This window comes from Flavobacterium sp., from assembly GCF_004295795.1.
Lineage (GTDB): Bacteria > Bacteroidota > Bacteroidia > Flavobacteriales > Flavobacteriaceae > Flavobacterium.
The window spans coordinates 230,024-254,518 of sequence record NZ_SEBR01000002.1 but is presented as its reverse complement, the minus strand read 5'-3'; the positions used below and the strand labels follow the sequence as shown (position 1 = coordinate 254,518).

At 47.5% G+C, this 24,495-nt stretch carries 21 protein-coding genes; 10 read left to right on the top strand and 11 right to left on the bottom strand.

Annotation, left to right across the window (positions count from 1 at the left end; translation table 11 throughout):
* Positions 1-168: 168 nt before the first annotated feature.
* Positions 169-6,678, top strand: coding sequence for a choice-of-anchor D domain-containing protein (locus EOO49_RS02125; RefSeq protein ID WP_290842277.1), 6,510 nt, complete (start codon positions 169-171; stop codon positions 6,676-6,678).
* Between the two features lie 388 nt (positions 6,679-7,066).
* On the opposite strand, the gene EOO49_RS02120 is transcribed toward EOO49_RS02125, so the two are convergent.
* Together EOO49_RS02120 and hisS are read right to left on the bottom strand one after the other, a co-directional pair.
* Positions 7,067-7,741: an NYN domain-containing protein gene (locus tag EOO49_RS02120; RefSeq protein WP_290842276.1), complete on the bottom strand. Its 675-nt coding sequence runs from the start codon at positions 7,739-7,741 to the stop codon at positions 7,067-7,069.
* A gap of 181 nt (positions 7,742-7,922) precedes the next feature.
* Positions 7,923-9,299 carry a histidine--tRNA ligase gene (hisS, locus tag EOO49_RS02115; protein ID WP_290842274.1) on the bottom strand — a complete coding sequence of 459 codons (1,377 nt, stop codon included), beginning with the start codon at positions 9,297-9,299 and terminating at the stop codon, positions 7,923-7,925.
* Between the two features lie 161 nt (positions 9,300-9,460).
* Here hisS and EOO49_RS02110 point away from each other — a divergent pair, with 161 nt between their 5' ends.
* Positions 9,461-10,699 (top strand): ABC transporter permease, encoded by a 1,239-nt coding sequence (locus EOO49_RS02110; RefSeq protein WP_290842272.1) that lies wholly within the window; start codon positions 9,461-9,463, stop codon positions 10,697-10,699.
* On the opposite strand, the gene EOO49_RS02105 is transcribed toward EOO49_RS02110, so the two are convergent.
* Genes EOO49_RS02105 through EOO49_RS02095 form a run of 3 tightly spaced genes read right to left on the bottom strand, consistent with a single transcriptional unit; the run spans position 10,690 to position 12,485 of the window.
* Positions 10,690-11,112, bottom strand: coding sequence for a hypothetical protein (locus EOO49_RS02105; protein WP_290842270.1), 423 nt, complete (start codon positions 11,110-11,112; stop codon positions 10,690-10,692). The two genes, EOO49_RS02110 and EOO49_RS02105, sit on opposite strands and share 10 nt — an antisense overlap.
* A gap of 7 nt (positions 11,113-11,119) precedes the next feature.
* Complete coding sequence (prmC, locus tag EOO49_RS02100) at positions 11,120-11,965, bottom strand: peptide chain release factor N(5)-glutamine methyltransferase (RefSeq protein ID WP_290842268.1); 846 nt, start codon at positions 11,963-11,965, stop codon at positions 11,120-11,122.
* The gene (locus tag EOO49_RS02095) at positions 11,955-12,485 is read right to left on the bottom strand and encodes a GNAT family N-acetyltransferase (protein WP_290842266.1); all 531 of its coding nucleotides are present in this window, start codon (positions 12,483-12,485) and stop codon (positions 11,955-11,957) included. The genes prmC and EOO49_RS02095 overlap by 11 nt, the downstream gene beginning before the upstream one ends.
* 27 nt (positions 12,486-12,512) lie before the next feature.
* Here EOO49_RS02095 and ribD point away from each other — a divergent pair, with 27 nt between their 5' ends.
* The 3 genes from ribD to EOO49_RS02080 are packed head-to-tail and all read left to right on the top strand — an operon-like array spanning position 12,513 to position 14,748.
* Positions 12,513-13,559 (top strand): bifunctional diaminohydroxyphosphoribosylaminopyrimidine deaminase/5-amino-6-(5-phosphoribosylamino)uracil reductase RibD, encoded by a 1,047-nt coding sequence (ribD, locus tag EOO49_RS02090; protein WP_290842264.1) that lies wholly within the window; start codon positions 12,513-12,515, stop codon positions 13,557-13,559.
* The gene (locus tag EOO49_RS02085) at positions 13,537-14,145 is read left to right on the top strand and encodes an HAD family phosphatase (protein WP_290842262.1); all 609 of its coding nucleotides are present in this window, start codon (positions 13,537-13,539) and stop codon (positions 14,143-14,145) included. Before ribD ends, EOO49_RS02085 begins: the two co-directional genes overlap by 23 nt.
* A complete protein-coding gene (locus EOO49_RS02080; RefSeq protein ID WP_290842260.1) occupies positions 14,146-14,748 on the top strand; it encodes a YigZ family protein in 603 nt (200 codons plus the stop codon).
* 39 nt (positions 14,749-14,787) lie between these two features.
* Here EOO49_RS02080 and EOO49_RS02075 read toward each other — a convergent pair whose 3' ends face one another.
* Positions 14,788-15,210, bottom strand: coding sequence for a thioesterase family protein (locus tag EOO49_RS02075; protein ID WP_290842258.1), 423 nt, complete (start codon positions 15,208-15,210; stop codon positions 14,788-14,790).
* 192 nt (positions 15,211-15,402) lie between these two features.
* Between EOO49_RS02075 and dnaA the strand changes: the two genes are divergently transcribed.
* From dnaA to EOO49_RS02055, 4 genes are all read left to right on the top strand, one after another.
* Positions 15,403-16,830, top strand: a complete 1,428-nt coding sequence (dnaA, locus tag EOO49_RS02070; protein ID WP_191020238.1) for a chromosomal replication initiator protein DnaA — start codon at positions 15,403-15,405, stop codon at positions 16,828-16,830.
* Positions 16,831-16,832: 2 nt separating this feature from the next.
* Positions 16,833-17,300: a low molecular weight protein-tyrosine-phosphatase gene (locus EOO49_RS02065; RefSeq protein WP_290842254.1), complete on the top strand. Its 468-nt coding sequence runs from the start codon at positions 16,833-16,835 to the stop codon at positions 17,298-17,300.
* The gene (locus tag EOO49_RS02060) at positions 17,297-18,022 is read left to right on the top strand and encodes an SAM-dependent methyltransferase (protein WP_290842252.1); all 726 of its coding nucleotides are present in this window, start codon (positions 17,297-17,299) and stop codon (positions 18,020-18,022) included. Before EOO49_RS02065 ends, EOO49_RS02060 begins: the two co-directional genes overlap by 4 nt.
* Positions 18,023-18,158: 136 nt before the next feature.
* A complete protein-coding gene (locus tag EOO49_RS02055; protein ID WP_290842250.1) occupies positions 18,159-18,554 on the top strand; it encodes a lipocalin family protein in 396 nt (131 codons plus the stop codon).
* Between the two features lie 154 nt (positions 18,555-18,708).
* On the opposite strand, the gene EOO49_RS02050 is transcribed toward EOO49_RS02055, so the two are convergent.
* The 5 genes from EOO49_RS02050 to dapF all read right to left on the bottom strand — a co-directional run bounded on the left by EOO49_RS02050 (position 18,709) and on the right by dapF (position 22,821).
* Positions 18,709-19,347 carry a transglycosylase family protein gene (locus tag EOO49_RS02050; RefSeq protein ID WP_290842247.1) on the bottom strand — a complete coding sequence of 213 codons (639 nt, stop codon included), beginning with the start codon at positions 19,345-19,347 and terminating at the stop codon, positions 18,709-18,711.
* A 207-nt stretch (positions 19,348-19,554) separates the two neighbouring features.
* Positions 19,555-20,475, bottom strand: coding sequence for a DUF2279 domain-containing protein (locus EOO49_RS02045; RefSeq protein ID WP_290842245.1), 921 nt, complete (start codon positions 20,473-20,475; stop codon positions 19,555-19,557).
* On the bottom strand, positions 20,476-21,516 hold the full coding sequence (gene mltG, locus EOO49_RS02040; RefSeq protein WP_290842243.1) for an endolytic transglycosylase MltG: 1,041 nt from the start codon (positions 21,514-21,516) through the stop codon (positions 20,476-20,478).
* A gap of 1 nt (position 21,517) precedes the next feature.
* Complete coding sequence (locus EOO49_RS02035; protein WP_290842241.1) at positions 21,518-22,048, bottom strand: GNAT family protein; 531 nt, start codon at positions 22,046-22,048, stop codon at positions 21,518-21,520.
* Positions 22,042-22,821: a diaminopimelate epimerase gene (gene dapF, locus EOO49_RS02030; protein ID WP_290842239.1), complete on the bottom strand. Its 780-nt coding sequence runs from the start codon at positions 22,819-22,821 to the stop codon at positions 22,042-22,044. The genes EOO49_RS02035 and dapF overlap by 7 nt, the downstream gene beginning before the upstream one ends.
* Before the next feature lie 195 nt (positions 22,822-23,016).
* Here dapF and EOO49_RS02025 point away from each other — a divergent pair, with 195 nt between their 5' ends.
* A complete protein-coding gene (locus EOO49_RS02025) occupies positions 23,017-24,414 on the top strand; it encodes a trypsin-like peptidase domain-containing protein (RefSeq protein ID WP_290842237.1) in 1,398 nt (465 codons plus the stop codon).
* The last annotated feature ends 81 nt before the right edge of the window (positions 24,415-24,495 follow it).

Sequence of the window (24,495 nt, the reverse complement as noted above, 5' to 3'; positions counted from 1 at the left end):
TTTTTTCTGAACTGAAATTCTACATTTGAACCGTCAAAACTTGTTTAGTACCACGATCGAATTTTGTCACGTCCTAAACAGGATATCAATAACAACATACCAACACCAATTCTAAACAATCTTAACCTCGTCAGGCGCACTACACTTGACAAAACACCAAAAGGCGTTATGGATAAAATTACGCGACTACAAAAACAACTTTTTTCGACCCTTATCCTACTTTTTGTAGGCTTCGTTGGTCAGGCACAGCAAGAAATCATCGACACTCCGGGAACTGGGCAGTTTACTGTTCCGACGGGCGTCACCTCAATCCAGGTTCAGGTCTGGGGCGCGGGCGGACATGGCGGGGACAGAACCGGAAGCAGCGGAAAATCCGGAGGCGGAGGCGGAGGCGCGTATGCCTTCAGAACAATAACCGTAACTCCGGGTCAAACAATCAACTACAGCGTCGGTGCGGGAAGTAACGACAACAATCCGGGTCAAGACACTTGGTTCCTCGCGGCCAACAACATCATGGCCAAAGGCGGAAACAGTGCGGCTAACAACAGCAATTCTGGCGCTACGGGCGGATCGGCGGCAGCTTCTTTTGGAGCAGCCAAATATTCGGGCGGAAGCGGATCTGGTTCTTCGAACTCCTTCTTCGGAGGCTATTTCTCGGGCGGCGGCGGATCTTCTGCAGGTTCCGGTGCCGACGGAAACTCGGCCAACAGCGCCACTGGTGCAACAGCGCCCGCAAACGGCGGAAACGGCGGAGCGGGAATTTCAGGAAGCGCAACAAACGGAGACGGCGCGAACGGTGCCCAACCCGGTGGCGGTGGCGGCGGCGCATCAAGACAAAACAACAACCGCGAAGGCGGACAAGGCGGACACGGACTTATCAAAATCTGGTACCAGGACATCAATGTCCGCGGCAATAACGTGGCGATCGCGAATAACGACATGACGCCATCCACGGCAGATTTCACCGATTTCGGATCCATAAATGTGGTCTCGGGCACGCAGTCGAGGAATTTTCAAGTCGACAACACAGGCGGAATCGTACTTTCGTCGGTCTCCGTAAGTATCGGTGGCGCTAACGCATCCGACTTTACGATCACGGCTTCTCCAACGGCCACAATAAATGCCACATCAACTCAAACGCTTACCATCGTGTTCAATCCTTCGGATTACGGAACGCGATCGGCAATCGTTACGATCACAAGCAACGACCCGGACGAGAATCCTTATATTTTCGCCATTCGCGGAACAGGAACGGGCTCAGATATGAGCGTCACCGGAAACTCGATTTTCATCGCCGACGGAAACACAGCCATTTCCACCTCAGACAACACTGACTTCGGAACGATGAGCGTCGCCACGGGAACAATCGTAAAACAATTCGTCGTATCGAATTCAACGAATGCTTCCAGCCTTACTGTCAGCGGCGTTACTTTTTCGGGAACGAATCCTGGTGATTTTTCGGTGACGCCAACCACAGCCACAATTGCCGGCGGTGCGTCCCAGATTTTCTCGGTGACTTTCAACCCAAGCGCGGTCGGTGCGAGAAACGCGATGATCAATTTCGCCACGAACGATGCAGACAACAACCCTTACAACTTCAACCTTAGAGGAACTGGTGGCGATGCCGATATCAGCGTAAGAGGAAACGGAAACACGATCGCGACGGGAACGACAGGAACTTCAACCGCCACAGGAACGAACATGGGAACGGTTGCGGCCGCCGGCACAGCGAATTCAACCCAGACTTTTCTCATACACAACCTAACCGGAGCAAGTTATCCACTTACGGTTTCGAGCGTCACTTCGTCAAATGCACAATTCACGATAAGCGGATTCACGGCCAACACGACAATTCCAGTAGGAAACTCCACTCCTTTCACGGTGACTTTCGATCCGACTTCGGCCGGAAACCAGACAGCGATCATCACCATCAACAGCGACGACATAACCAGTGTTTACACTTTCGCGCTTTCGGGAACCGGAACGGCTCCGGAAATCGACGTGCTAGGAAACGGAAACAGCATCGTTGACGGAGACACGACGCCAAGCACGACCGACAATACCAACTTTGGGGCGACTTTGCTCAACGGAGGAATGCTTACGAAGACCTTCACGATCGCCAACACATCGGTCGGTTCAATGCCTCTTAACATCGGAACAATTACCGTCATTGGCGCGGCAGCTGGCGATTTTACGGTGACTCAACCGACTGTTACGACGCTTGCGGTCAATGCGACTGTAAACTTCACCATTGCCTTCGATCCGTCGGCTACCGGCGCAAGAAATGCGACTGTCGTGATTCCGAATGACGATCCGAACGAAAATCCATACGATTTCGCGATTGTGGGAACAGGAAACGATCCGGAAATGGGCGTGACAGGAAATTCCGTAGCGATTGCTGACGGAACTACGACAACTTCGGTTTCCGACAACACAGATTTCGGATCGGTAAACATCGACGGAGGTGCCGCCATTACGACATTCGTGATTACGAACACAGGCGTCGGACCTTTGAACATCGGAGCGATCTCGTTTTCCGGAGCCGCAGCAGCCAACTACTCTATCGCAGCAGCGCCGCCGGCATCGATTGCACAAGGCGCATCCGCAAGTTTTCAGGTGAGTTTCAATCCGACAACAATCGGAATCAAGAACGCCACGATGTTTATCGTAAACGACGATTTCGATGAAAATCCATACAATTTCAACCTTACGGGACTTGGTGTAAGAACGTATCCGGATACTGACGGCGACGGAATTACCGACAACATCGACATCGATGACGACAACGACGGGATCATCGACACGCTCGATCAGTCGAACTGCCAACTTTCGCCTCTTTCTTCGGTTTACGAACACGTGTTTCTCAATGAGACTTTTGGAGCCGGAACTACTAAAGGCTTGATCAACATCAACATTCCAGGTGCGACTTCCACTTATTGTTATGAGGACGGAATCGTGCAAGCCAACACTACGGCTTGTCCTTACCAATCGAGCACGGTTCTTGACGATGGCGAATATGTCGTCGTACACAGGATTGCCAATACGACTTACGGACATCCGGACAACATCCACTACGATTTGGCCTGGAACGGATTTGAAGATCACACGCCAGGCGACACCTTCGGGCGTATGGCGGTTTTCAACGCGAGTTTCGCTCCCGGAACTTTCTACGAGACGACCATTCAAGGTGTCATGCCAAATGTGCCGATCGCCTACAGTTTTTGGGCGCTGAACATTCTTTCTTCAAGCGTTTACAACGGAACGATCAAACCGAACATCACCGTAGAATTCCTTACAACGACAGGAACGCTTATCACAAGTTACAACACGGGCGACATCGGGCGTTGCGGAACCAGCGGAACCGGCGACAATAGCTGCACTGACAGCCAATGGAGACAATATTCGACGAGTGTCAACCTCGGGAACGTGACTTCGTTCATCATCAGATTCAAAAACAACGCTCCGGGCGGAAACGGAAACGACCTTGCGCTCGACGACATCGTGATCAAGCAAACCTATTGTGACCGCGATTCTGACGGAGTTGCCAACGTTTTCGATTTGGATTCTGACAACGACGGAATTCCAGACATCGAAGAAGCCGGTTTCGCAAGCCTTAGCGGCGGACTTGGAAGAATGGATCTCACAGCCGGAGTTTGGGTCGATGCGAACGGAAACGGTCTTCACGACACGATCGACGCGATGATCGCAAACGGAACATACAATTTGCCTGACACGGACGGTGACGGAGTGCGCAACTTCCAGGATCTTGACAGCGACAACGACAGTTTGTTCGACGTGGACGAATCAGGACTTTCCAACGGAGACGGAGACGTCAACGGAGACGGTCTTGGAGACGGAATCGATACTGACAAAGACGGAATCCTCGACAAGTTCGACACATTCGTTGGTTGGGGAACACAAGTGCGTCCGTTCGCAGCCAATACTGACGGAGCCGGAAACCCTGATTACATGCAACTCGATTCGAACAGCGACGGCGTTTTTGACATCGCAGGCAGTTTGTATGCGAATCTCGATACGAACAACGACGGAAGAATCGACGGAAACACAGACGTCGACAAAGACGGAATTCTCGACAATTTCGACACGACGGTCACGGCTTTGGGCTCGCCAAGAAATCTCGAGCGCAAGTTGTACATCGATTTTGACGGACGAAACGATTATGCCGAAGGTTCCCAAATCCTGAGTTCGCTTCCTCAGTCGACGATTATGGGTTGGATCAAGATTCCTTCCGGCTATGCTTCGGATGCGATCGTCTTCGGACAGGAAAATTTCATGATAAGAATCCCGGCAAACATGCAACTGCGCACCGTGGCCAAAGGCGTCACAGTTTCCGGCGGATCGACAAACGTGTTGCAACCAAACCGTTGGTATCACGTAGCGGCAACTTTCGACGGAACACAATCGTCCCAACAGTTGCGACTGTACCTGAACGGAACGCAGGTTGCGGTTTCGGCGGCATCGTCTAACGCAACGCTATCTGGCGCTTTGGCTGCGAGCACAAACAAATTCACGATCGCCAAAAATGCGGCCTCGAGTGCCAATTTCTTCAACGGATCTGTAGAAGAAGTACGCGCTTTCAATGTCACGCTTACGCCAGATCAGCTCCAGAAAATGGTCTATCAGGAAATTCGTGAAAATGCGGGCGCGATTCGCGGTGAATTCGTTCCGAAGAACGTCGAAGGAACTTCCTGGCCATCGGTTCTTGCCTATTACCGCATGGACAATTTCAAGGACGACGTGATCGACAACCATATCACGACGGCGATCGACGCGGGTTCAAGCACGTCATTGGCGAGAATCTACAACGTCAAGAACATCCGCTACCAATTGGCTCCGATGCCTTTTGTGACCACGCAGTCTTCGAGCATCGAAACGGCGGTAAGCCAAAACAATTTCGTGAACGGAGCCGACATTTACACCTACAATTATTCTATAGTCGACGTGCGCCACAACATCAACCTCACGCAAAACACTACCGGTTTGGGTATGAGAATCCTTCCTGGCGTGCGCGTCAACCTCAACAATAACAACAAACTCGAGAACAATTGGTGGCTCAAGCTCGACGGAATCCTCGATCTTCAGGGCAAGTCCCAATTGGTTCAGGGCGAGTTCAGCGATTTGGATGCCACGAGCGCAGGTTATTTGGAAAAAGACCAGCAAGGAACGACCAACAGGTTCAATTACAACTATTGGTCTTCTCCGGTAGGCGCGATAAATGCCGCCACGAACAACAACAATTACACGGTTTCGGGTGTGATGAAAGACGGAACGAACGCGGCCAATCCACTCAACATGAACTGGACGACAGGCGTAAATTCATCGGCCACGAGCCCAATCACATTGAGCAGTTATTGGATCTACAAATTCCAGAACACCTCGAACAATTATGCGAACTGGGTTGCGGTTGGACAAAACGGCCAATTGACTCCGGGTCAGGGTTACACGCTCAAAGGCAGCAACGCTCCTTCGGAAAGCCAGAATTTCACGTTCAGGGGAAAACCTTACAACGGATTGATCACTTTGCCGATCGCACCTAACATGCTCAACCTCGCCGGTAACCCATACGCATCGGCCATGGACGCAAATGCCTTCATTACCGACAACGCCGGTGTAATCAACGGAGCGATCCATTTCTGGGAACACTTCGGAACTAACACGACGCACGTCACGGCTTTCTACCAAGGCGGTTATGCAACTTACACTTTGGTTGGAGGAACGCCTCCGGTAGCGCATCCGGACGCGAGTGGCCTAGGATCGAGTACCAGAACGCCAAAACGCTACATTCCGGTGGGACAAGGTTTCTTCGTGACTGCGACTGCGACTGGCGGAACGATCAGGTTCAAGAACACGCAACGCGCTTTTATCAAAGAAGACAATGCGCTTTCTTATGCGATGTTCAGACCGTCGGGCAATGCTCCAGTTGGCGACAACAGCAATGCGGAAGACGCGATTCCATCAGAAGTCGCTTATCCAAAAATCAGGATCGGATACGATTATGCCAATGGCTACCACCGTCAGGTTTTGATCGGATTCATGGATGACTTGGCGACTCCGGATTTTGATTTCGGATACGATGCCGACAACTACGATTCGAACCCGGACGAAATGGTGTTCCGAATCGGCGATCACAGAGCTATTATCCAAGGCGACGGCTACTTCGATGCGACGAGCAGTTATCCGTTGGAAGTGAAAGCGGCCGCAGCCGGAAACGTCAAATTCAGCCTTGACGGAACCGAGAATTTCGACGCAGACCAACCAATCTATATCTTTGACAACCAAACCGGATTGTACCACGACCTCAGAGACGAGAGTTTTGCGCTGAACCTTCCGGCGGGAACGCACGAAGGCCGATTCTATCTGAGATTCCTGCAGCAAGCCCAATTGCTCAAAGCGGACGAGAAAACGGCGAGCGCAAACCTCAAGATCGCTTATGACGAGAAAACCTCAGTGCTTTCGATCCGAAATATGTTCGACGACATGACGGTCAAAAAAGCCACGTTGATGAACATGTTGGGACAAAGCGTGAATTCGTACGACGTCGAAAGCCAGGATCAGGACAACATCCAGATCAAGCTCAAAAACGTTAGCGCCGGAACGTACCTCGTGAAAATCGAGACAACCGGCGGCCTGATGACGCAAAAAGTCGTAATCAAATAACGAACAAAAAGAACACCCACTATTTTACCCTTTTTCCCCAAAACAGAAAAGCCTCTTGATTCGAGAGGCTTTTCTATTTCTGGTTATGAGTAAAGAGTGATGAGTGTTGAGTAATGAGTGTTGAGTAATGAGTATCGAGTGGTGAGTTTTGAGCATTGAGTATCTAGTGCGGAATGACGAATATAGAGTATTGAGTCGGCAGGAGTAAACTAGTAGCTTAATTCTCATAACTCGTAACTCATAACGTGAGGCCGCTAAACGCCGTCGAGGCCTTCCTGAGAGAAATCTATCTGCCGAACAAAACCGAAGTTATGTAAAAAGTTGGTTCTATTAACCGTGAACCAGCGATGGCGATTAGCGGCAGTTTCATTTTTTATTCAAAACAGGACTACTTTTTCCACTCTTCAGGGCGAGTGTAGTTTTTTTGTTTTCCTTTTATGTCACCAGTTACCGTACCTGACATTTTTGCATTTTTGAACTTGTCTTCGTGGTTTTCCAAAAATACAACCGTTTTCATGAGATGACGTATTTCATTCGATTTCCTTTCTGGTGGAAAATATACTTTTATTTTTATTTTAGGAAATTTCTCCTTGATATATTTGATTGTTGAAACCTGGTCGCTGTCCGCAGTAATCAAAGTTATAACATCTACATTTCCTTCGATGCAATCATTTATCATTGCCAAGGCTAAGTTTACATCTGTACACTTTTCTTCTGGCACCATAAATCGCTCTTTGCAAGTTGCATGACAGTCGATAAATTTATCCGAGTAGTGTCCATTGATGACCTCAAACAAATCTCCATTTAAAATAGTATTTGCTGAGAACAAAGCGCTTTGCTTACTTCGTTTTTGTACGTTCTTCGGAGGCGCTGTAAAATATCTAACCTTATGTAATTTCTGATTGTCATCTTCATTAACAAATTGCGAGCAAAATTTCCCAAAGTCTAACCAATAATAGTTTTTCCATTCATCGTTGATTAACGTGTAGGCTTTGAATCCGTGATAGAAATTAAAGCCATCGAAATAGAAGACAACTTTTTTAGGAGGTATTGGTTGTTCCATAATCTAGCATAAAAAAAATGCTCCCAGAAGGAGCAGGTCCGCAGTACAGAGACTACGGGGTGGCGTTATGAGTGCAAATATAATAACTATTTGTAATATACCAAGTAATCTGCAAGATTTTTATTTTATACTGATAACTCGATTTGACTAGTAGCTGTTCGAAAATCGCTCACAACATCCCTCAAAAAATCTCCAAAAAAAGTTCCTTCAATTCGCGTAAGGAAACCGTAGATTTTTGGCCACTGATCAAATTCTTGACCGAATAATTCCCATCGATCAATTCCTGTTCGCCAACTGTCACGACGAACGGAATATTGCGTTTTTCGGCAAACTTGAACTGCTTGTCGAATTTGGCCTTGTCCGGATACATTTCCACGCGAATGTTGGCGTTGCGGAGTTCAGTCACGGCCTGCATCGCGAACAAAGCTTCACCTTCTCCGAGGTTGAGGAAAAGTGCGGTCGGAGCCGATGTGACCGTTTCCGGGAAAAGTCCCAGTTCTTCGAGAACGAGATAAATCCTGTCCAGTCCGAAAGAAATCCCTACGCCACTCATATTCTTGAGCCCGAAGATTCCCGTCAGATCGTCGTAGCGTCCGCCGCCGCCAATCGATCCCATTGCAACGTTTGCAGCCGAGACCTCGAAAATCGCACCGGTGTAATAATTGAGGCCGCGCGCCAAAGTCACGTCCAGATCCAAAACAGAACCTTTTAATCCCAAAGCTTTCACGTTGTCACAGATGAAACGCAATTCGGCGATCCCTTTTTTTCCTTCTTCGGATTCAGACAGCAAAACTGACAATTTTTCGAGTTTTTCATCGACGCTTCCCATAAACGAAAACAGCGGTTGTACTTTTTCAATGGCTTCGGCCGATATTCCTTTCTCGAGCATTTCGGTCTTCACACCGTCGGCACCGATTTTGTCGAGTTTGTCCAAAGCCACCGTGAAATCGATGAGTTTGTCCTTCGCTCCTATCGTCTCGGCGATGCCCGACAAAACTTTCCTGTTGTTGATTTTTATCGTCGCTGCGTCCAATCTTAACTCGGCAAAAACCGAATCGTACAATTGCACGAGTTCGACTTCCTGCCAAAGCGAATCCGATCCGACGACATCGGCATCGCACTGGAAAAACTCCCTGAAACGGCCTTTCTGCGGACGATCGGCACGCCAAACCGGTTGGATTTGGTAACGCTTGAACGGAAACTGCAAATCGTTTTGGTGTTGCACGACATATCTCGCGAACGGCACGGTCAGGTCGTAACGCAGGGCTTTTTCGGAGATTGAAGAGGTGAGTCGCAAACTGTCTTTGTTCGACAAATGACTTTCATCGGCTTTGGCCAAATAATCTCCCGAATTCAATATCTTGAAAATCAAGCGATCGCCTTCTTCCCCATATTTGCCCATCAAAGTCTCGGAATTCTCGAAAGACGGCGTCTCGATGGGTTGATAACCGAATTTCTCGAAATTCGAGCGCATGATCGACATGATGTATTGACGCTTGGCCACTTCTTCCGGAGAAAAGTCGCGCGTGCCTTTGGGTATGCCTGTTTTTTGTGCCATAATTGTGGAATGAGGCGCAAATATCGGGATTTAACCTAGGAATAAAAAGCGATTGCGAACCTGTTTGACGGGTGGAAATAATCGTATTTTAGTGGCGGAATAAGATTCAGTCGATTCAGAAATCCGACATCACGACATTCCGATAATTTCACAACAAACCAATGTTCAAACTACTTCGGGAAAACATCAACATCGCCCTCGGCTCGATCAAAGCCCAATTGCTGCGCACGATTCTGACGGTTTTCATCATCGGGATCGGAATCATGGCCTTGGTTTGCATCCTTACGGTCGTTTCGGCGCTCGAGAACACACTTTCGAGAGATTTTGCCTCGATGGGCGCAAACACATTCAATCTGCAACAATACGATTACAGCCAACAATACGACGGAAACGACGAAAAACGCCCGAATCCTGTGATTTCCTACGCGCAGGCCAAAGCGTTCAAAGAAAATTTCGACTTTCCCGGAACGACCGTTTCGCTTTCGTTCACGGCAACCTCAAAGGCCGAAGTCAGGTTCGAATCGGAAAAATCAGATCCCGACATCACGATTTTGGGTGCCGATGAATTCTTCCTGCCAAACTCCGGACTCGAAATCGACAAAGGCCGCAATTTCACCACTTTCGACGTTTCGAACAATACGTATTCGTGCATCGTAGGATCCGATTTCGGCAAGGGATTGCTCAAGAACGTCAACCCGATCGACAAAGTAATTTCGGTTCGCGGCGCGCGTTTCCGCGTCATCGGAATCCTCAAGGAAAAAGGTTCGACTTTCGGCAACAGCCAGGATTTGCGTGTGATTATCCCAATTCAGGTCGCGCGGTCACTTTTCACGGCTCCAAACATCAATTACAACGTGAGCGCGATGGTGCAACGCAAGGAAATGCTTGGCGACGCGGTCGATCGCGCGGCGCTGGCTTTCCGGAACATCCGCGGTTTGCATCCAACACAGGTAAGCAACTTCGGCATTTCAAGAAGCGACGATCTCATCAAGAAAATCCAGGAAATTACGGGTTATCTCACGGTCGCAGCCGGCGTTATCGGCGCAATCACGATTTTCGGATCTTCGATTGCGCTCATGAACATCATGTTGGTTTCTGTCACCGAAAGAACGCGTGAAATTGGTGTGAGAAAAGCTTTGGGCGCAAAACGCACGACGATCGCGGTACAATTTTTCATAGAAACCGTTGTCATTGGGCAACTTGGCGGCATTATGGGTATGATTCTTGGAATTTTGCTCGGATGGATCATTGCCATGGCGCTAAAATTCTCGTTCGCCGTACCGTGGATCGCGATGTTGCTGGCTTTCGGAATCGCTTTCGCCGTGGCTGTCGTTTCAGGACTTTATCCCGCGATCAAGGCCTCGCGACTCAATCCTATCGAAGCTTTGCGTTACGAGTGATTTTCGGGCAAAGTCCCAAAACTGTTCTCGTAAATTTTTCCCTTTTTCGGATGCGTGAATTTTATCGCCGACCAGGTTTCGTCGATACTGACCGTTTTGCTTTCGACCAATCCGAAGGTATAGCCGATTTCAATTATTTTGGGCAGATTCAGATCGGAATTGAGTTTACGTGATTTCGGCCACGAAAGCCAGAGCATTCCGGTTTTTTTGAGGTGGATTTTGAGTTTCGGAAACGTCCTCTTGAATTCCGATTGGGTTTTGAAGAACGCCATGATGAAGTCGAATTCTGCCGACAATCGCGTTTTCAAGTCGACGTCGGGCAAACCGAAAGTACTTTCGAGCTTTTCCGAATTCACGAAAATTGCGCGCATTCCGGTTTTGACTCCAAGTTTTTGGGCGGTCGATCTTTCCATCGCGAAATTATTTTTGCGCCTTTATCATTCTGTCGTTCCCGAACAGATCTTTGCGAAGTTCCACTTTTGAAAATCCTTTCGACTCTAGCATTTGCACGGTTTCCGAACCCAAATACTGGTTGATTTCGAAGTAAAGCGTTCCATCTTGATTCAAATTTTCAAAAGCCAATTCCGCGATTTTGCGGTAGAAGATCAAAGCGTCGTCGTTTTCGACAAAAAGCGCCAAATGTGGCTCGTGTTCCAAAACATTCTTGCGCATTTCCTCTTTTTCCAAATGGCGCACATAAGGCGGATTCGAAACGATAACGTCATATTTGCGATCCAAACTTGATGTTTCCAGAATATCGCGACGCACGAAATTTACGGCAACTTGATTTGTGTCGGCGTTGCGTTTGGCCATTTCCAAAGCTTTGTCCGAAACATCGATGGCAGAAACTTTCGCATCGGGCAAATTCCTTGCGAGTGAAACCGCGATGCAACCGCTTCCAGTTCCTATGTCGAGGATTTCAGGATTGCCTTTGAATTCAAAATCGGTTTTGATCCAATCGACCAATTCCTCGGTTTCCGGCCGCGGAATCAGTACATTTTCGTTCACTTCGAACTCGAGTGAATAAAAATACGCCTTACCTATTATATATTGTATCGGAATTTGGGCTTTGAGTTTTTCTTTAGCCGATTCGAAACGGTCGATTTCAGCTTTCGGAATTTCCTTTGTCGGATGCATCGCCACATCGATCCTTTTCATCGAAAGATACGCTTCGGACAACAAATAAAAAAAGCTCTCGGCCTCGATCGCGTCGTAAACTGGAGTCAGTTCACGCAAAAACGCCTCGCGAAGCTGCTTAATTTCCATCGGACAATTCCTTTTGCAGCCAAACCGTGCAAGCCGTGTGGCCTGTCGAACCTTTCGAGGAATTCAAGTAGTAAAATCCAGCTTTCACATACAATTTCTGGGCATCGCGCATGGACGGAAACGTTTCTATGTAGCAGAATTTGTATCCGAAAAATTGCGCCTGGTTGAGACAAGCTTGCATCAACGCCGCCCCGATTCCCTTTCCGCGCGAATTTTGCGACAGATACATTTTTCGAAGTTCGCAGGTTTCTTCGTCAGACGTGTCGAGAGACGCGATTCCGGCTCCGCCCAAGATCTTGCCGTCTTCCTCGGCGATAAAATATGCTGATTTTTCTTCTGAAAACGCTTTTGTCATGTAGTCGAGTTCGGCGTCTCCAAGGGCACTTCCGGCTTCGGGAGCGTCAAATTCCAAAAGGCTTTCCCTGATGATTGACGCGATTTTGGCGTCGTCTTTTTCGTTGATAAGGCGTATAGTAAGTTCAGACATGAGTAGATTCGGTTTCTTACAAATATAGCTCATACGGCCGTGATTGCCTATTTTTGTGTCATGGTCGAACACGAAAAATTCATGGAACGCGCGCTCCAACTGGCTTCAGGAGGTTTGGGTTTAACATATCCGAACCCGATCGTGGGCAGCGTAATTGTGTGCGACGGCAAGATTATCGGCGAAGGCTGGCACAGGAAATCGGGCGAAGCGCATGCCGAAGTCAACGCCGTGAATTCCGTGAAGGACAAATCGCTTCTGAAAAAATCGACGATTTACGTCACGCTCGAACCTTGCAGCCATTTCGGAAAAACGCCGCCTTGTTGCGACCTGATAATCGCCAACGAAATCCCGAATATCGTCGTGGGTTGCGTCGACCCGAACGAGAAAGTTTCCGGAAAAGGCATCGCCAAACTCATGGAATCGGACAAAACCGTAACCGTCGGAATTCTCGAAAAACACTGTTTTGAACTGAACCGACGATTTTTCACTTTCCAGAACAAAAAACGTCCGTACATAATTCTGAAATGGGCGCAAAGTCAGGACGGATTTTTGTCGCCAGAATCCAAATCTGAAGCAAAACCAATCTGGCTCACAAATCAATATTCGCGTCAGCTTGTGCACAAATGGCGAACCGAAGAACACGCGATTTTGGTCGGAACACAAACCGCGATCGACGACAATCCTTCGCTTACGGCTCGCGACTGGAAAGGAAATAATCCGGTCAGAATTGTTCTCGACCGAAAACATCGCATTCCGAAAGAAAATTATATATTTGATAATCAGGCAAAAACAATAGCGCTTTCGCAATCGAAATTGGAGTATGCGCAAACCGCGATAGTAGATTTTGACGATACGCCCGTTACTCAAATTTGCGAGGTTTTGCGACAGCACGACATCCAATCGGTGATAGTCGAAGGCGGACGCAAAACGCTTCAGGCTTTTATCGATGCCGGAATTTGGGATGAAGCTCGGGTATTCCGCTCCAAAACTGTTTTAAAAACAGGAACCAAAGCGCCCGATTTTCAGCACAATTACGACGAAAAACGCGATGTTTTCGGGGACGAACTTTTAATGTACCGCAATTATGATCAACACCATAATCTTTGACTTTGGCGACATTTTCGTGAATCTTGACAAGGAAGCTTCGGTTGAGGCTTTTCGCAAACTCGGGATCGACGGCCCAAATGACGAACTCGTCGAGCTCAACGACAAATTCGAGAAAGGCCATATTTCGGAAAAATCGTTTCTCGACGGATTTTCAAAATTCATCCCAAACGCAAAAGTCGAAGAAATCCGCGCCGCGTGGAACTTGGTGATAGGCGATTTTCCGCTTGAAAGGTTGGAATTCCTTCAGATGCTTTGCGGGCGTTACAGAATGTTCCTGCTCACGAACACTGACCAGATCCACATCGCACATTTTGAAGAACTCGTCGGATCGACCTTTGCGGGCGACTTTTACCGCTGTTTCGAGAAAGTCTACTATTCCTACGAAATGGGCATGCGAAAACCAGATGTCGAGATTTTCAACTACATCATCCGCAAACACGACCTGTCGCCAAAACGAACCTTGTTCATAGACGACAAAAAAGAAAACACCGATGCGGCGCGCCAGGCCGGACTTCAGGTTTGGAACCTAAAAGTCGGTGAAGAAGATGTCGTACATTTGTTCGAGAAAAAATTCGAGACCGCTTAATTGGACGACACTTACAAAACGCTTGAAAATCCATCCGAAGAAACGCTTTACAAGGAAAAAGGCAGCAAGTTTTTCGGATACGCTTTCCCGGTAAATACAGAGGAACAAGTCAAAATGCACTTGGAACAACTGCGCAGGCAACACGTCGGCGCGGTGCATTTTTGCTACGCTTTCCAGATCGGAACCGACAAAATCCAATACCGCGCCAACGACGACGGCGAACCGTCAAACTCGGCCGGAATGCCCATTTACGGGCAAATCCAGTCGTTTGGCGTCACCAATGTCCTGGTGGTTTCCGTGCGCTTTTTCGGAGGCGTGAAACTGGGCGTCGGCGGACTGATTTCGGCATACCGAACATCGGCACAAATGGCACTCGAAGCCAGCGAAATCGTCGAAAAAACGATCGACCTATATTATATGGTCGCTTTCGAATACAAAGACATCAATAAGGTCATGCGGATAATCCGCGAGAAAAACCTCAATGTCGTCTCTCAAAAAATGGAGCTTGACTGCGAGATCACGTTTTCGGTCAGAAAAAGAAACGCCACGGAAACGCTGACGGCTTTCGAGGCGATTTACGGGATTTCAGTGTCCGAAGTATAATTATTAATTGATAATATTAATTGATAATTGTTAATAACTCTAGTTGTTTTCGGGTTCGTTTTCAAAATTGACCAGGATTGTTTTGATGTAGTCGGGAGGCGCAACCGGACGTCCTGTTTTTATATCGACGAACACCAAAATGAAGTGTGCCGTCGTGAGCAAATCGCCTGCCTCATTTTCGATTTTACAGTCGAATTCTATTTTGACCGAAGCGTGTTTTTTTAGCGTTGTCTTAACTGTTAAAAGCTCGTCGTACCTCGCGGGTTTTTTGTAGTTTAAGTGCATGGAAACTATGGGCAAAGCGATCCCGTTTTCTTCCATTACCTTGTAGGAAACGCCAAGCTTGCGAAGCCACTCCACGCGCCCTATTTCGAAGTAAGGAATGTAGGAACCGTGGTAGACGACGCCCATTTGATCGGTCTCGGAATAGCGCACCCGCACTTGGATTTTGTCTTCTCTCATGAGTGTATTAGTAATGAAATTTTAACATTTTTCTAACGTTGTGCTTACAATAATAATTTTGAAAAATCAACGTGGAAATTATTTTTTTTTAAGGATTTTTGTTCACATATTTGTTCTCCCAAAAGAGGTACAAAAGACGCCACTTTTCTTTTGTAAGATAACCTTTAATAATTAAAAATTTTACAGTCATCTATGAGCAAAACTGCGCAATCGGTATGGGAAAACTGTCTATCGTTTATAAAGGACAATATCCAGGAGCAGGCATACAAAACCTGGTTCGAACCAATCAAGTCAGTTGAGCTCACCGACAACGCGCTTTACATTCAGGTTCCGAGTAAATTCTTCTACGAATGGCTCGAGGAACATTACGTAAAGTTGCTCAAGGTTGCCCTGACCAAAGAACTCGGAAAAAACGCGAAGTTACTCTATAAAATCAAAATGGAGAATACCTATGGCAACAAACAGCCGTTCACGGAACAGTTGCCAAGCGCACATCGTTCGCCTATGCGCGCGCAAGAGGTCGACGCTCCGGTTCGCAATCTAAGCCCGGAACTCAAAAACCCTTTCGTGATTCCCGGCATTCGCAACCTAAAAATCGAATCACAACTCAATCCAAATTACAGTTTCGACAATTTCCTCGAAGGCGATTCGAACCGTTTGGCGCGTTCTGCCGGTATGGCGGTCGCAAACAAGCCGGGCGGAACGTCGTTCAACCCGCTTTTGATTTTCGGAGGTGTCGGTTTGGGGAAAACGCATTTGGCACACGCCATCGGAGTTGAGATCAAAGACAAATATCCCGAAAAGACCGTGCTGTATATTTCAGCCGAAGTTTTCACCCAACAATACATCGACTCGGTAAAAAAGAACAACCGCAACGACTTCATCCACTTCTATCAATTGATAGATGTTTTGATCATTGACGACGTGCAGTTCCTTTCCGGAAAATCGGGAACGCAGGACGTTTTCTTCCACATTTTCAACTATCTGCACCAAAACGGAAAACAGGTCATCCTGACTTCTGACAAAGCGCCGGTTGACATGCAGGACATCGAACAAAGATTGCTTTCGCGTTTCAAATGGGGGCTGTCGGCAGAATTGCACCAACCCGATTATGAAACCCGCGTTTCCATCCTTCGCAACATCTTGTACCGCGACGGCGTCGAAATGCCGGAAGACATCATTGAATATGTGGCGCGCAACATCAAAACAAACGTGCGCGAACTCGAAGGCGCTATCATTTCACTGATTGCCCAATCGTCTTTCAACAAAAAGGAAGTCACGCTCGACCTGGCCAAAAATGTCGTCGAGAAGTTCGTAAAGAACGTAAAGCGAGAGATTTCCATCGAATACATCCAAAAGATCGTATCCGATTATTTCCAGCTCGACATCGAGACGCTTCAGTCGAAAACCAGAAAACGCCACGTAGTCCAGGCGCGTCAGTTGGCCATGTTCTTTGCCAAGAAATTCACGAAAGCTTCTTTGGCGAACATCGGATCACAAATCGGCGACCGCGACCACGCCACGGTTTTGCATGCTTGTAAAACTGTCGACAACCTGGTTTCTACCGACAAGCAATTCAAGAAATTCGTAGAGGATATCAACAAGAAACTTTCTTTGTAATCATGTCGGTTAAAATCCTGATGGTCTGCCTTGGAAACATTTGCCGTTCTCCGCTGGCGGAAGGACTTTTGGCAGCCAAGCTACCAAGCGATAAATTCACGGTCGATTCTGCCGGAACAGGCGATTGGCACGTCGGGTCTTGCCCTGATGAACGTTCGATCGAAGTCGCAAAACGCAACGGACTCGACATTTCGAGACAACGTGGCCGTCAATTCAAGGTTTCCGACTTCGATACCTTCGACTATATTTTTGTGATGGATGCGAGCAATCTATCGAATGTGAAAGCATTGGCAAGAAACGACGACGACCGAAACAAAGTCAAACTTATCCTGAACGAACTTTTTCCTGGCGAAAACATGGACGTGCCTGATCCCTATTTCGGATTGCATGACGGATTCAACAAAGTCTACGCAATGCTGGACGAAGCCACGGCCAATATCGCCGACAAACTAAAAGCGGAAAATCCATGAAACCGTTTACTGTCTTAGGGAAACTCTACCTGATTCCGACGACGCTTGGCGAAAACGACGACCCGAATGACGTCCTGCCGCAAACCATAAAACGCACCATCGATTTCATCAGCGACTATATTGTCGAGAACGAAAAAACGGCGCGAAAGTTCATCAAACTCGTCCATCCCGAAAAAAAACAGCCTGATTTGCGCATTTCGCTTCTCAACAAAAGAACCGAAGAAAGCGAACTCAAAGCCATGATCGAACCTTTGCTTCACGGCAAAAACATCGGTCTTATGAGTGAAGCCGGTTGCCCCGGAGTCGCTGATCCGGGCGCGGTGATCGTAAAACTCGCGCATGAAAAAGGCATTCAGGTGATTCCGCTTGTCGGGCCTTCGTCCATTTTGCTTGCCATGATGGGTTCGGGCATGAACGGACAGAGTTTTGCCTTCAACGGTTATCTTCCAATCGACAAATCTGAACGAAAAACCGCGATCAAGAATTTCGAGAAACTTTCGGGCGACAAGGATCAATCGCAGCTTTTTATAGAAACGCCTTATCGCAACAACAAATTCGTCGAGGATTTGTTACAAACCCTTCAACCGAATACGCTTTTGTGCATCGCCGCAGACATTACGCTTCCCACGGAATTCATCCGAACGCTCAAGGTTTCAGACTGGAAGAAACATTTGCCCGATTTGCAGAACCGTCCGGCGATTTTCATCATTCACAAGAACTGACATTTTCTGTCCGGAAATTATTGCCTTTCGAAATCGGATACATCTGGAATTTATGCCAAGACAAATACTGAAACATCCGAAACTGCGTTAGATATCCGTGATTTCGATAACTATTCAACCACAAAAATAAAGACATATGAAACGCATTCTCCTATTCGCCCTTTTTTCGATCTGCTTCTTCTCTACTTCGCAAGTATTCGCCCAAAAAGCAAAAACCGAAAAAGCACTTGTCGGATGCTGGAAACTCACGGACTTCAAGCTGACTCCGGAACCGCCGCAAATGGCAGAAATCAAAAAACAGGTCGTCAGCACTGTCGTCTGTTTTGAAAAGGACGGAAAATTCAATAGCAAAAGCGCCGCCGGACAAGCTGCGGGAACCGGCACTTACACGGTTTCGGAAGACGGAAAGTCACTGTTCCAAAAAACCGACGGAATGCCGAACGAAACGCCAGAAGGAAAAATCACGAAAATCACCGACAAAGAACTGATTTTCCAAGCAGCCGAAGCGACGCTGATCTTCACCAAAATGTAGACTCCGAAAATACAAGAACAACAAAACCTGCCGAACACGCAGGTTTTTTTATGCTTTTGGATTTCCTTGAATGACCAATCTTGAAGCGCTTGCAGTTCGATACAAAAAAAACCTGCCGAAGCAAGTTTTCACGAATCAAAGTATCTTTTTTCGATCAAAGTTGAACAGTCGCGTTACTGTCGGCGACGATTCCCACGGTTTCGTAACCTCCGAATTTTCGCATGTAACTTTTGATTGAAGTTCCGTATCCGTCTCTAAGGAAACGCGCGCCGTTGCTGGCGAAAAAGCGTTTTACCGAGGCCGCTCCGCCCAAATGCGCCGCAGCAAGGATGCCCGATTCAGTGACTTTTATTCCGCCGACGATCTTCCCGTCGTATCTCGCAATTTCCTTTCGCAACTCATATTTGTTGCGCGAGCACAAAGCCTCGAACGCTTTTTCCTGAAGTGAAGGATTGCGCAGGAAGTTGCTGAAGTTGTGGATTCCGATGGCGCGCAATGCCGATTTACCGAACTGGTATTTGCCCATATACCCGAAAGTATTCACCAACTTATATTGGCCTTGGGATTCGCGCTTGGCGATGGCTTCTTTGTAAGCCACGAAAAATTTTCCGGTAAATGGAATTCTTTGGTTGTCGTACTCGGCTGAGTTGAGCGAAGGATAATTGTAGGAAAGTTGGTCTTCACCCGAAGTGTTGAACCAATCGTGAGCTTGTAGATTGAACGGTTTGAAACCGTAACTCAGAAAGGCGATAATTGCGATGATGCTAAGATAATATACCCATTTTTTAATCACGATGTTTGTTTTCTTTCGGCGGACGTCGCCAAAAAAGACAAGAAAAACGCGTTAGAACGTATAGTCATCTCTCTGGCTTAACCTAACTGTGGCAGAGTGACTTGTAGGTCATTTCTGCTCAAAATTTTAGGTATCTCACTAAAAATTTCTGCGGGGGCAAATATACGACAATTAAACAAATACTGAAAATCAATCAGTTAATGTTTTCTAAAAGTAAAGTGGATGGAATTTGACTTTGCCACTACCATTGAACTCTAAAGTAGGTGCAGGAATTTTTACGGTGTTCACCACAGAGAAAATTGTTTTCAACAAATGGGATTTTGTACGGATTTTCGTAAGGTCGGCGTCTATCGAAAAATAGAATTCGCGAACCTGTTTTTTCTCCGGAAGAAACACGAGATTCACCGGACGGTTTTCTCCTGTGACCATTCCGGTCGCTCCGTATCCGACGGCAACATTGAACCACCTTGGAATAAAATTCGCCTCCTTGAAGAAAGATCTCGCGTTGGCCGAAAGCCAGTAGGTTTGTCCGTTGTAATCCTTGACGATCTGTTCGGTGAACGTACTTCCCAAAACCTCGGGTCTAACCGATGCGTATTGGGTTTTGTGGAACGAGAATTTGGGCACGATACGCTGCTCTTTCCACAGCAATTCCTGACCGATGAAAAGTAAAGTTCCACCAGCATTCGCCGCCAAATCTCCGGTAGACGCGCCCCATTCCTGCGAAAATCCATCGAAAATCTCGATTGCCGATACAAAGACGAATCCTGTCGCGGCTCCGTAAATAGCGCTTTTGCGCTTGTCCATTCCGCTCCATTGGAACAAATTCGCACTTTGGCTGCTCAAATGATAAGTCGAGAACGCGTGTCCGGCTTTGTCGACTTGCATCCATTCGGCATTGTCGTTTATGAAATGAAAATCAGATTTGTCGTAATCGGCGTACCAAAGTTGGTTCAGCGCGGCATAAGTTCCAACAGCCACGACCGCTTCGCCAATGATGACAGCATTTCTTCTGCCGACACTCAAGGAATCGGCGGGCTTGAGAAAGCGCTCCACTCCATTTTGTGCCGCTGCCGAAATTCCGACAAGGCCAAAAATCATGACGTATATGGAGGCGCGAAAATCCATTTAGCGCTTGATGCCTTGAGCGTTTATCCAAGCCACATATTTCTGGCGATTGGCCTCGTGTTGGGCTGGCGTCACGGCAAATTCGTGGTAGCCGAAGTTGGTCACGCTGGCGCAGAAGTAAATGTAATTGTGCTTTTCCGGACTCAAAACCGCGTCGATTGCCGTAATGTCTGGCATCGCGATCGGTCCCGGCGGCAATCCGTTTACGGCATACGTATTATAAGGAGAAACTGTTACAAGATCTTTGTTCAGCACGCGTTTGATGACTTGGTTCCAGTCGCCGGAATTCTTTTTCACGGCATAAATCACCGTAGGATCGGCTTCGAGTTTGATGCCTTTTTCAAGTCTGTTAAGATAAACGCCGGCCACGCGCGGACGCTCGTCGGTTTTGACCGTTTCCTTGTGCACGATCGATGCAAGCGCCGAAACCTGAAGCGGCGTCAAACCGAGCGCTTCGGCTTTTTTGTTTCGCTCATCGTTCCAGAACGCGCGATATTCCTTGGCCATCCTGTCGCGAAATTTATCGGCTGAAGTATTCCAGAAAAACTCGTATGAATTCGGGATGAACATCGACAGCACGTTTTCTTCGGTGAATCCGTTTTCTTCCAAAAACTTCTTGTCGAGAAAAGCCTTCATCAAACTCGTGGAATCGGCCTCGATCTGTTGCCCTATGCGACCCGCGAAATCCTCGAGCCTTTCCTGATTGTTGAAAGCGATCTTGACCGAAACCGGTTGACGCAAAGCGTTTACGATCTCGTTGTTGTTCATGCCTTTCCTGAGAATGAATTTCCCGGCTTTGACATTGGTTTGGTACGATTTCTTTTCGGCCGTCGACACGAAATTTTCCATGTTTTCGATATAAGGCGAAAGCACTTCCCTGACCTTGTCGAAATTGGCGTTCGTCGGAACAAAAACAGCTTGTTCCTTTCTGTCAAACTTAGTGTTCGACGAAAATATGTTGCGATAGAGAATATATCCGTAAACGATGGCGGCGGTCACGACGATGACCGAAACGATGCCCGCGATTTTTTTAAAGCTCACTTTATTTGTTGTTGATTAGTTGATAGAACGCTTCGTCTTTATATTTCCCTTGGCTGCGGTTCCAGTCTTTTTTGACGCCGCCCAAAGTGAAGCCAAATTTAGTAAAAAGCGCCACACTGCGAACGTTCTCGGGATCGATGTTGGCATACAATTGATGAAGGCCGAGATGTGCGAAAGAATATTTGATGAGAAGTTCAAGCGATTCGCCACCGAAACCCTTGTCGTGGTTGGCTTTGTCCTTGATGACGATTCCGATTCCGGCGCGGTGATGACGCGGATCGTAGTCGAAAAGATCGATCAATCCGATGGTTTTTGCCGTGTTTTGTTGCGCGATCGCGAGCCGAAGCTGTTTGGCTTCGTAAATATCCTGTTGTGCGTTTTCGAGATATTGTTTGATCAAAAACCTACTGTAAGGCGTTTGCGTGTTGCTGACTTCCCAAATCGATTCGTCGTTCTCAATGGCGAAAATGAACTCGAGATCTTCGGGTTCGAGCGCGCGCAAAAAGACGTTATTTCCGGAAAGCGTCAACATGGAAAAGTGCCTTCGAATACTGATTTCGCCGGTCCGATCAAAAAGACATCGGTAAAATTCCCGTCTTTTTCAGAGAACGAAACCTCGAGTTTTCCGCCTTGCACGTTCAATTTTACGCGATCGGAGGTCGTTTTCCCGAGTTTGTACATCGCGATAGCGACCGCAGTTACGCCTGTTCCACACGACAAAGTTTCATCTTCGACGCCGCGTTCGTAGGTTCTGACCGAAAAACTTCCGTCGCTTTCGGGCTTCACGAAATTCACGTTCGCGCCTTTTTGTCCGTAAAGCGATCCGTACCTGATTTCCTTTCCTTTTCCGAAAACATCGAAATGCTCGAGATCGTCGACGATTTCAATGTGGTGAGGCGAACCTGTGTCGAGAAAAACGTAATCAGGCTGGACGTTCACCGAATCGACATCTTTCATCTGAAGCGAAACGATTCCGTCCGATACATTGGCGAAATGCGGTCCGTCTGACGCAATGAATTCGGCCGTGTCTTCGATAACTCCGAGGTTTTTGGCGAATGCGACCAGACAACGCCCGCCGTTTCCGCACATCGAACCCAAATTTCCGTCAGAATTGAAGTAAACCATCTTGAAATCGAAGTCGTGATCGTCTTCCAAAAGCAGCAATCCGTCGCCTCCGATGCCAAAACGCCGGTCACAAAGCTTCGCCACGAGTTCGGTATCATTTTTGGGAAAACGGAGCGAACGGTTGTCGATTATCACAAAGTCGTTGCCTGTTCCCTGATATTTTGAGAAGGTGATTTCCATAGCTCAAAAGTACGAAGTTTTAAAGTAAAGTTAAACGCTGTTAAGGCGTGGTTAAAGTGATTTCACGCAAGCAATAAAGGAATAATTTTGGTGTTAAACCCAAACATGATTATTCAAACAAACAATCCGCTTCTCGACAGATTCCCAATTTTTAGGGAAAATGTTTGAAGCATCTCAATTTATCAAACTAAAAAGATGAAAAGATTCTCTGGTTTATTCTTGGTTTCCCTGTTGAGCGCGGGCGTTACGCTTGGTGCTTACAAGATGTTGTCTGAGGAGAATGTATTCCCTGACAAAGCGAACATCATCACATCGGCTCCCGAAAATTACACGCGAACGGTTGGTTTCGGCGGCGCTGAAAATGTCGATTTTACACAAGCGGCAGAAAAAGCCGTGCACTATGTGGTTCACGTGAAGAACGTTTCGTATCGCACGGTTTCGAATCCGATGTTGGAATTTTACTACGGCTATCGCGGCGGCCAGCAACAAGAGCAAGTTGGTACGGGTTCGGGCGTGATCATTTCAGAAGACGGCTATATCGTGACGAACAATCACGTGATCAAGGACGCGTCCGAATTGGAAGTGACTCTGAACAACCGCAAGTCTTATAAGGCGAAACTCATCGGAACAGATCCAAAAATGGACATCGCGCTTCTCAAGATCGATTCCGATGAAAAATTGCCTTACACCGCTTTCGCCAATTCCGACAATATCAAGGTGGGCGAATGGGTTTTGGCTGTCGGAAATCCTTATAACCTGACTTCGACCGTCACCGCCGGAATCGTATCGGCGAAAGCCAGAAACCTAAGCGGCGACGGATTGCAGTCGTTCATACAAACCGACGCGGCCGTGAATCCGGGAAATTCGGGCGGCGCATTGGTGAACACGCAAGGCGAATTGGTGGGAATCAACACTATGATTTCGTCGATGACCGGATCTTACGTTGGATATTCGTTCGCGGTTCCGTCTAACGTGGCGAGAAAAGTCGTCGAAGACATCATGGAATACGGAAACACGCAAAGAGCGATCATCGGAATCCAGGGCACGGAACTGAACACGAAAATCTCGAAAGACCTGAACGTCGGGCGCACGCAAGGTTTCTATGTCAGTTCGGCCACGAAAGGTTCTGGCGCTGAAAAAGCCGGACTCAAAAAAGGCGACATCATCACGCAGGTCGACGGACACGACATTTATACGTTTGCCGATCTGAACTCGGTAATCACGACCAAACGTCCGAACGACATCGTGAACGTGACTTACATCCGCGATGCGAAAACCTACACGACTGGCGTTAAATTGATAAAAACCGAAGCCGCGACCGTTACATTCAAACAGATGGAATTGTCGAATTTGTCTGCCGAAGACAAAAAGCGTTTCCGCGTGAATTATGGCGTCAAGATCGACGAGGTCAACAATGAAAGATTGGCCGAATACAAAGACGAACTGCAAGGCGGCGTGATCCTGTCGATCGGAAACGTGAAACTTTCCGACGTAGAAACCGTTTCAAGTCTGCTCAAAAGATTCGACGACAACCAATCGGTACAAGTGCAGCTCATGACCAGCAACGGAGAATTGGTTCGCGTGATAATGTAAGCAAAAAATCTGACGACTTTACGACTAAAAAGCCACCCGATTTCGCGAGTGGCTTTTTTGTTTCCGACAGGAATCATCTTT

Bases quoted from the DNA above. Each gene is read 5' to 3' on its own strand.
- EOO49_RS02125 (WP_290842277.1), top strand. From the start codon at position 169: ATGGATAAAATTACGCGACTACAAAAACAACTTTTTTCGACCCTTATC.
- EOO49_RS02120 (WP_290842276.1), bottom strand. From the start codon at position 7,741: ATGGAACAACCAATACCTCCTAAAAAAGTTGTCTTCTATTTCGATGGC.
- hisS (WP_290842274.1), bottom strand. From the start codon at position 9,299: ATGGCACAAAAAACAGGCATACCCAAAGGCACGCGCGACTTTTCTCCG.
- EOO49_RS02110 (WP_290842272.1), top strand. From the start codon at position 9,461: ATGTTCAAACTACTTCGGGAAAACATCAACATCGCCCTCGGCTCGATC.
- EOO49_RS02105 (WP_290842270.1), bottom strand. From the start codon at position 11,112: ATGGAAAGATCGACCGCCCAAAAACTTGGAGTCAAAACCGGAATGCGC.
- prmC (WP_290842268.1), bottom strand. From the start codon at position 11,965: ATGGAAATTAAGCAGCTTCGCGAGGCGTTTTTGCGTGAACTGACTCCA.
- EOO49_RS02095 (WP_290842266.1), bottom strand. From the start codon at position 12,485: ATGAGCTATATTTGTAAGAAACCGAATCTACTCATGTCTGAACTTACT.
- ribD (WP_290842264.1), top strand. From the start codon at position 12,513: ATGGTCGAACACGAAAAATTCATGGAACGCGCGCTCCAACTGGCTTCA.
- EOO49_RS02085 (WP_290842262.1), top strand. From the start codon at position 13,537: ATGATCAACACCATAATCTTTGACTTTGGCGACATTTTCGTGAATCTT.
- EOO49_RS02075 (WP_290842258.1), bottom strand. From the start codon at position 15,210: ATGAGAGAAGACAAAATCCAAGTGCGGGTGCGCTATTCCGAGACCGAT.
- dnaA (WP_191020238.1), top strand. From the start codon at position 15,403: ATGAGCAAAACTGCGCAATCGGTATGGGAAAACTGTCTATCGTTTATA.
- EOO49_RS02065 (WP_290842254.1), top strand. From the start codon at position 16,833: ATGTCGGTTAAAATCCTGATGGTCTGCCTTGGAAACATTTGCCGTTCT.
- EOO49_RS02060 (WP_290842252.1), top strand. From the start codon at position 17,297: ATGAAACCGTTTACTGTCTTAGGGAAACTCTACCTGATTCCGACGACG.
- EOO49_RS02055 (WP_290842250.1), top strand. From the start codon at position 18,159: ATGAAACGCATTCTCCTATTCGCCCTTTTTTCGATCTGCTTCTTCTCT.
- EOO49_RS02045 (WP_290842245.1), bottom strand. From the start codon at position 20,475: ATGGATTTTCGCGCCTCCATATACGTCATGATTTTTGGCCTTGTCGGA.
- EOO49_RS02035 (WP_290842241.1), bottom strand. From the start codon at position 22,048: ATGTTGACGCTTTCCGGAAATAACGTCTTTTTGCGCGCGCTCGAACCC.
- dapF (WP_290842239.1), bottom strand. From the start codon at position 22,821: ATGGAAATCACCTTCTCAAAATATCAGGGAACAGGCAACGACTTTGTG.
- EOO49_RS02025 (WP_290842237.1), top strand. From the start codon at position 23,017: ATGAAAAGATTCTCTGGTTTATTCTTGGTTTCCCTGTTGAGCGCGGGC.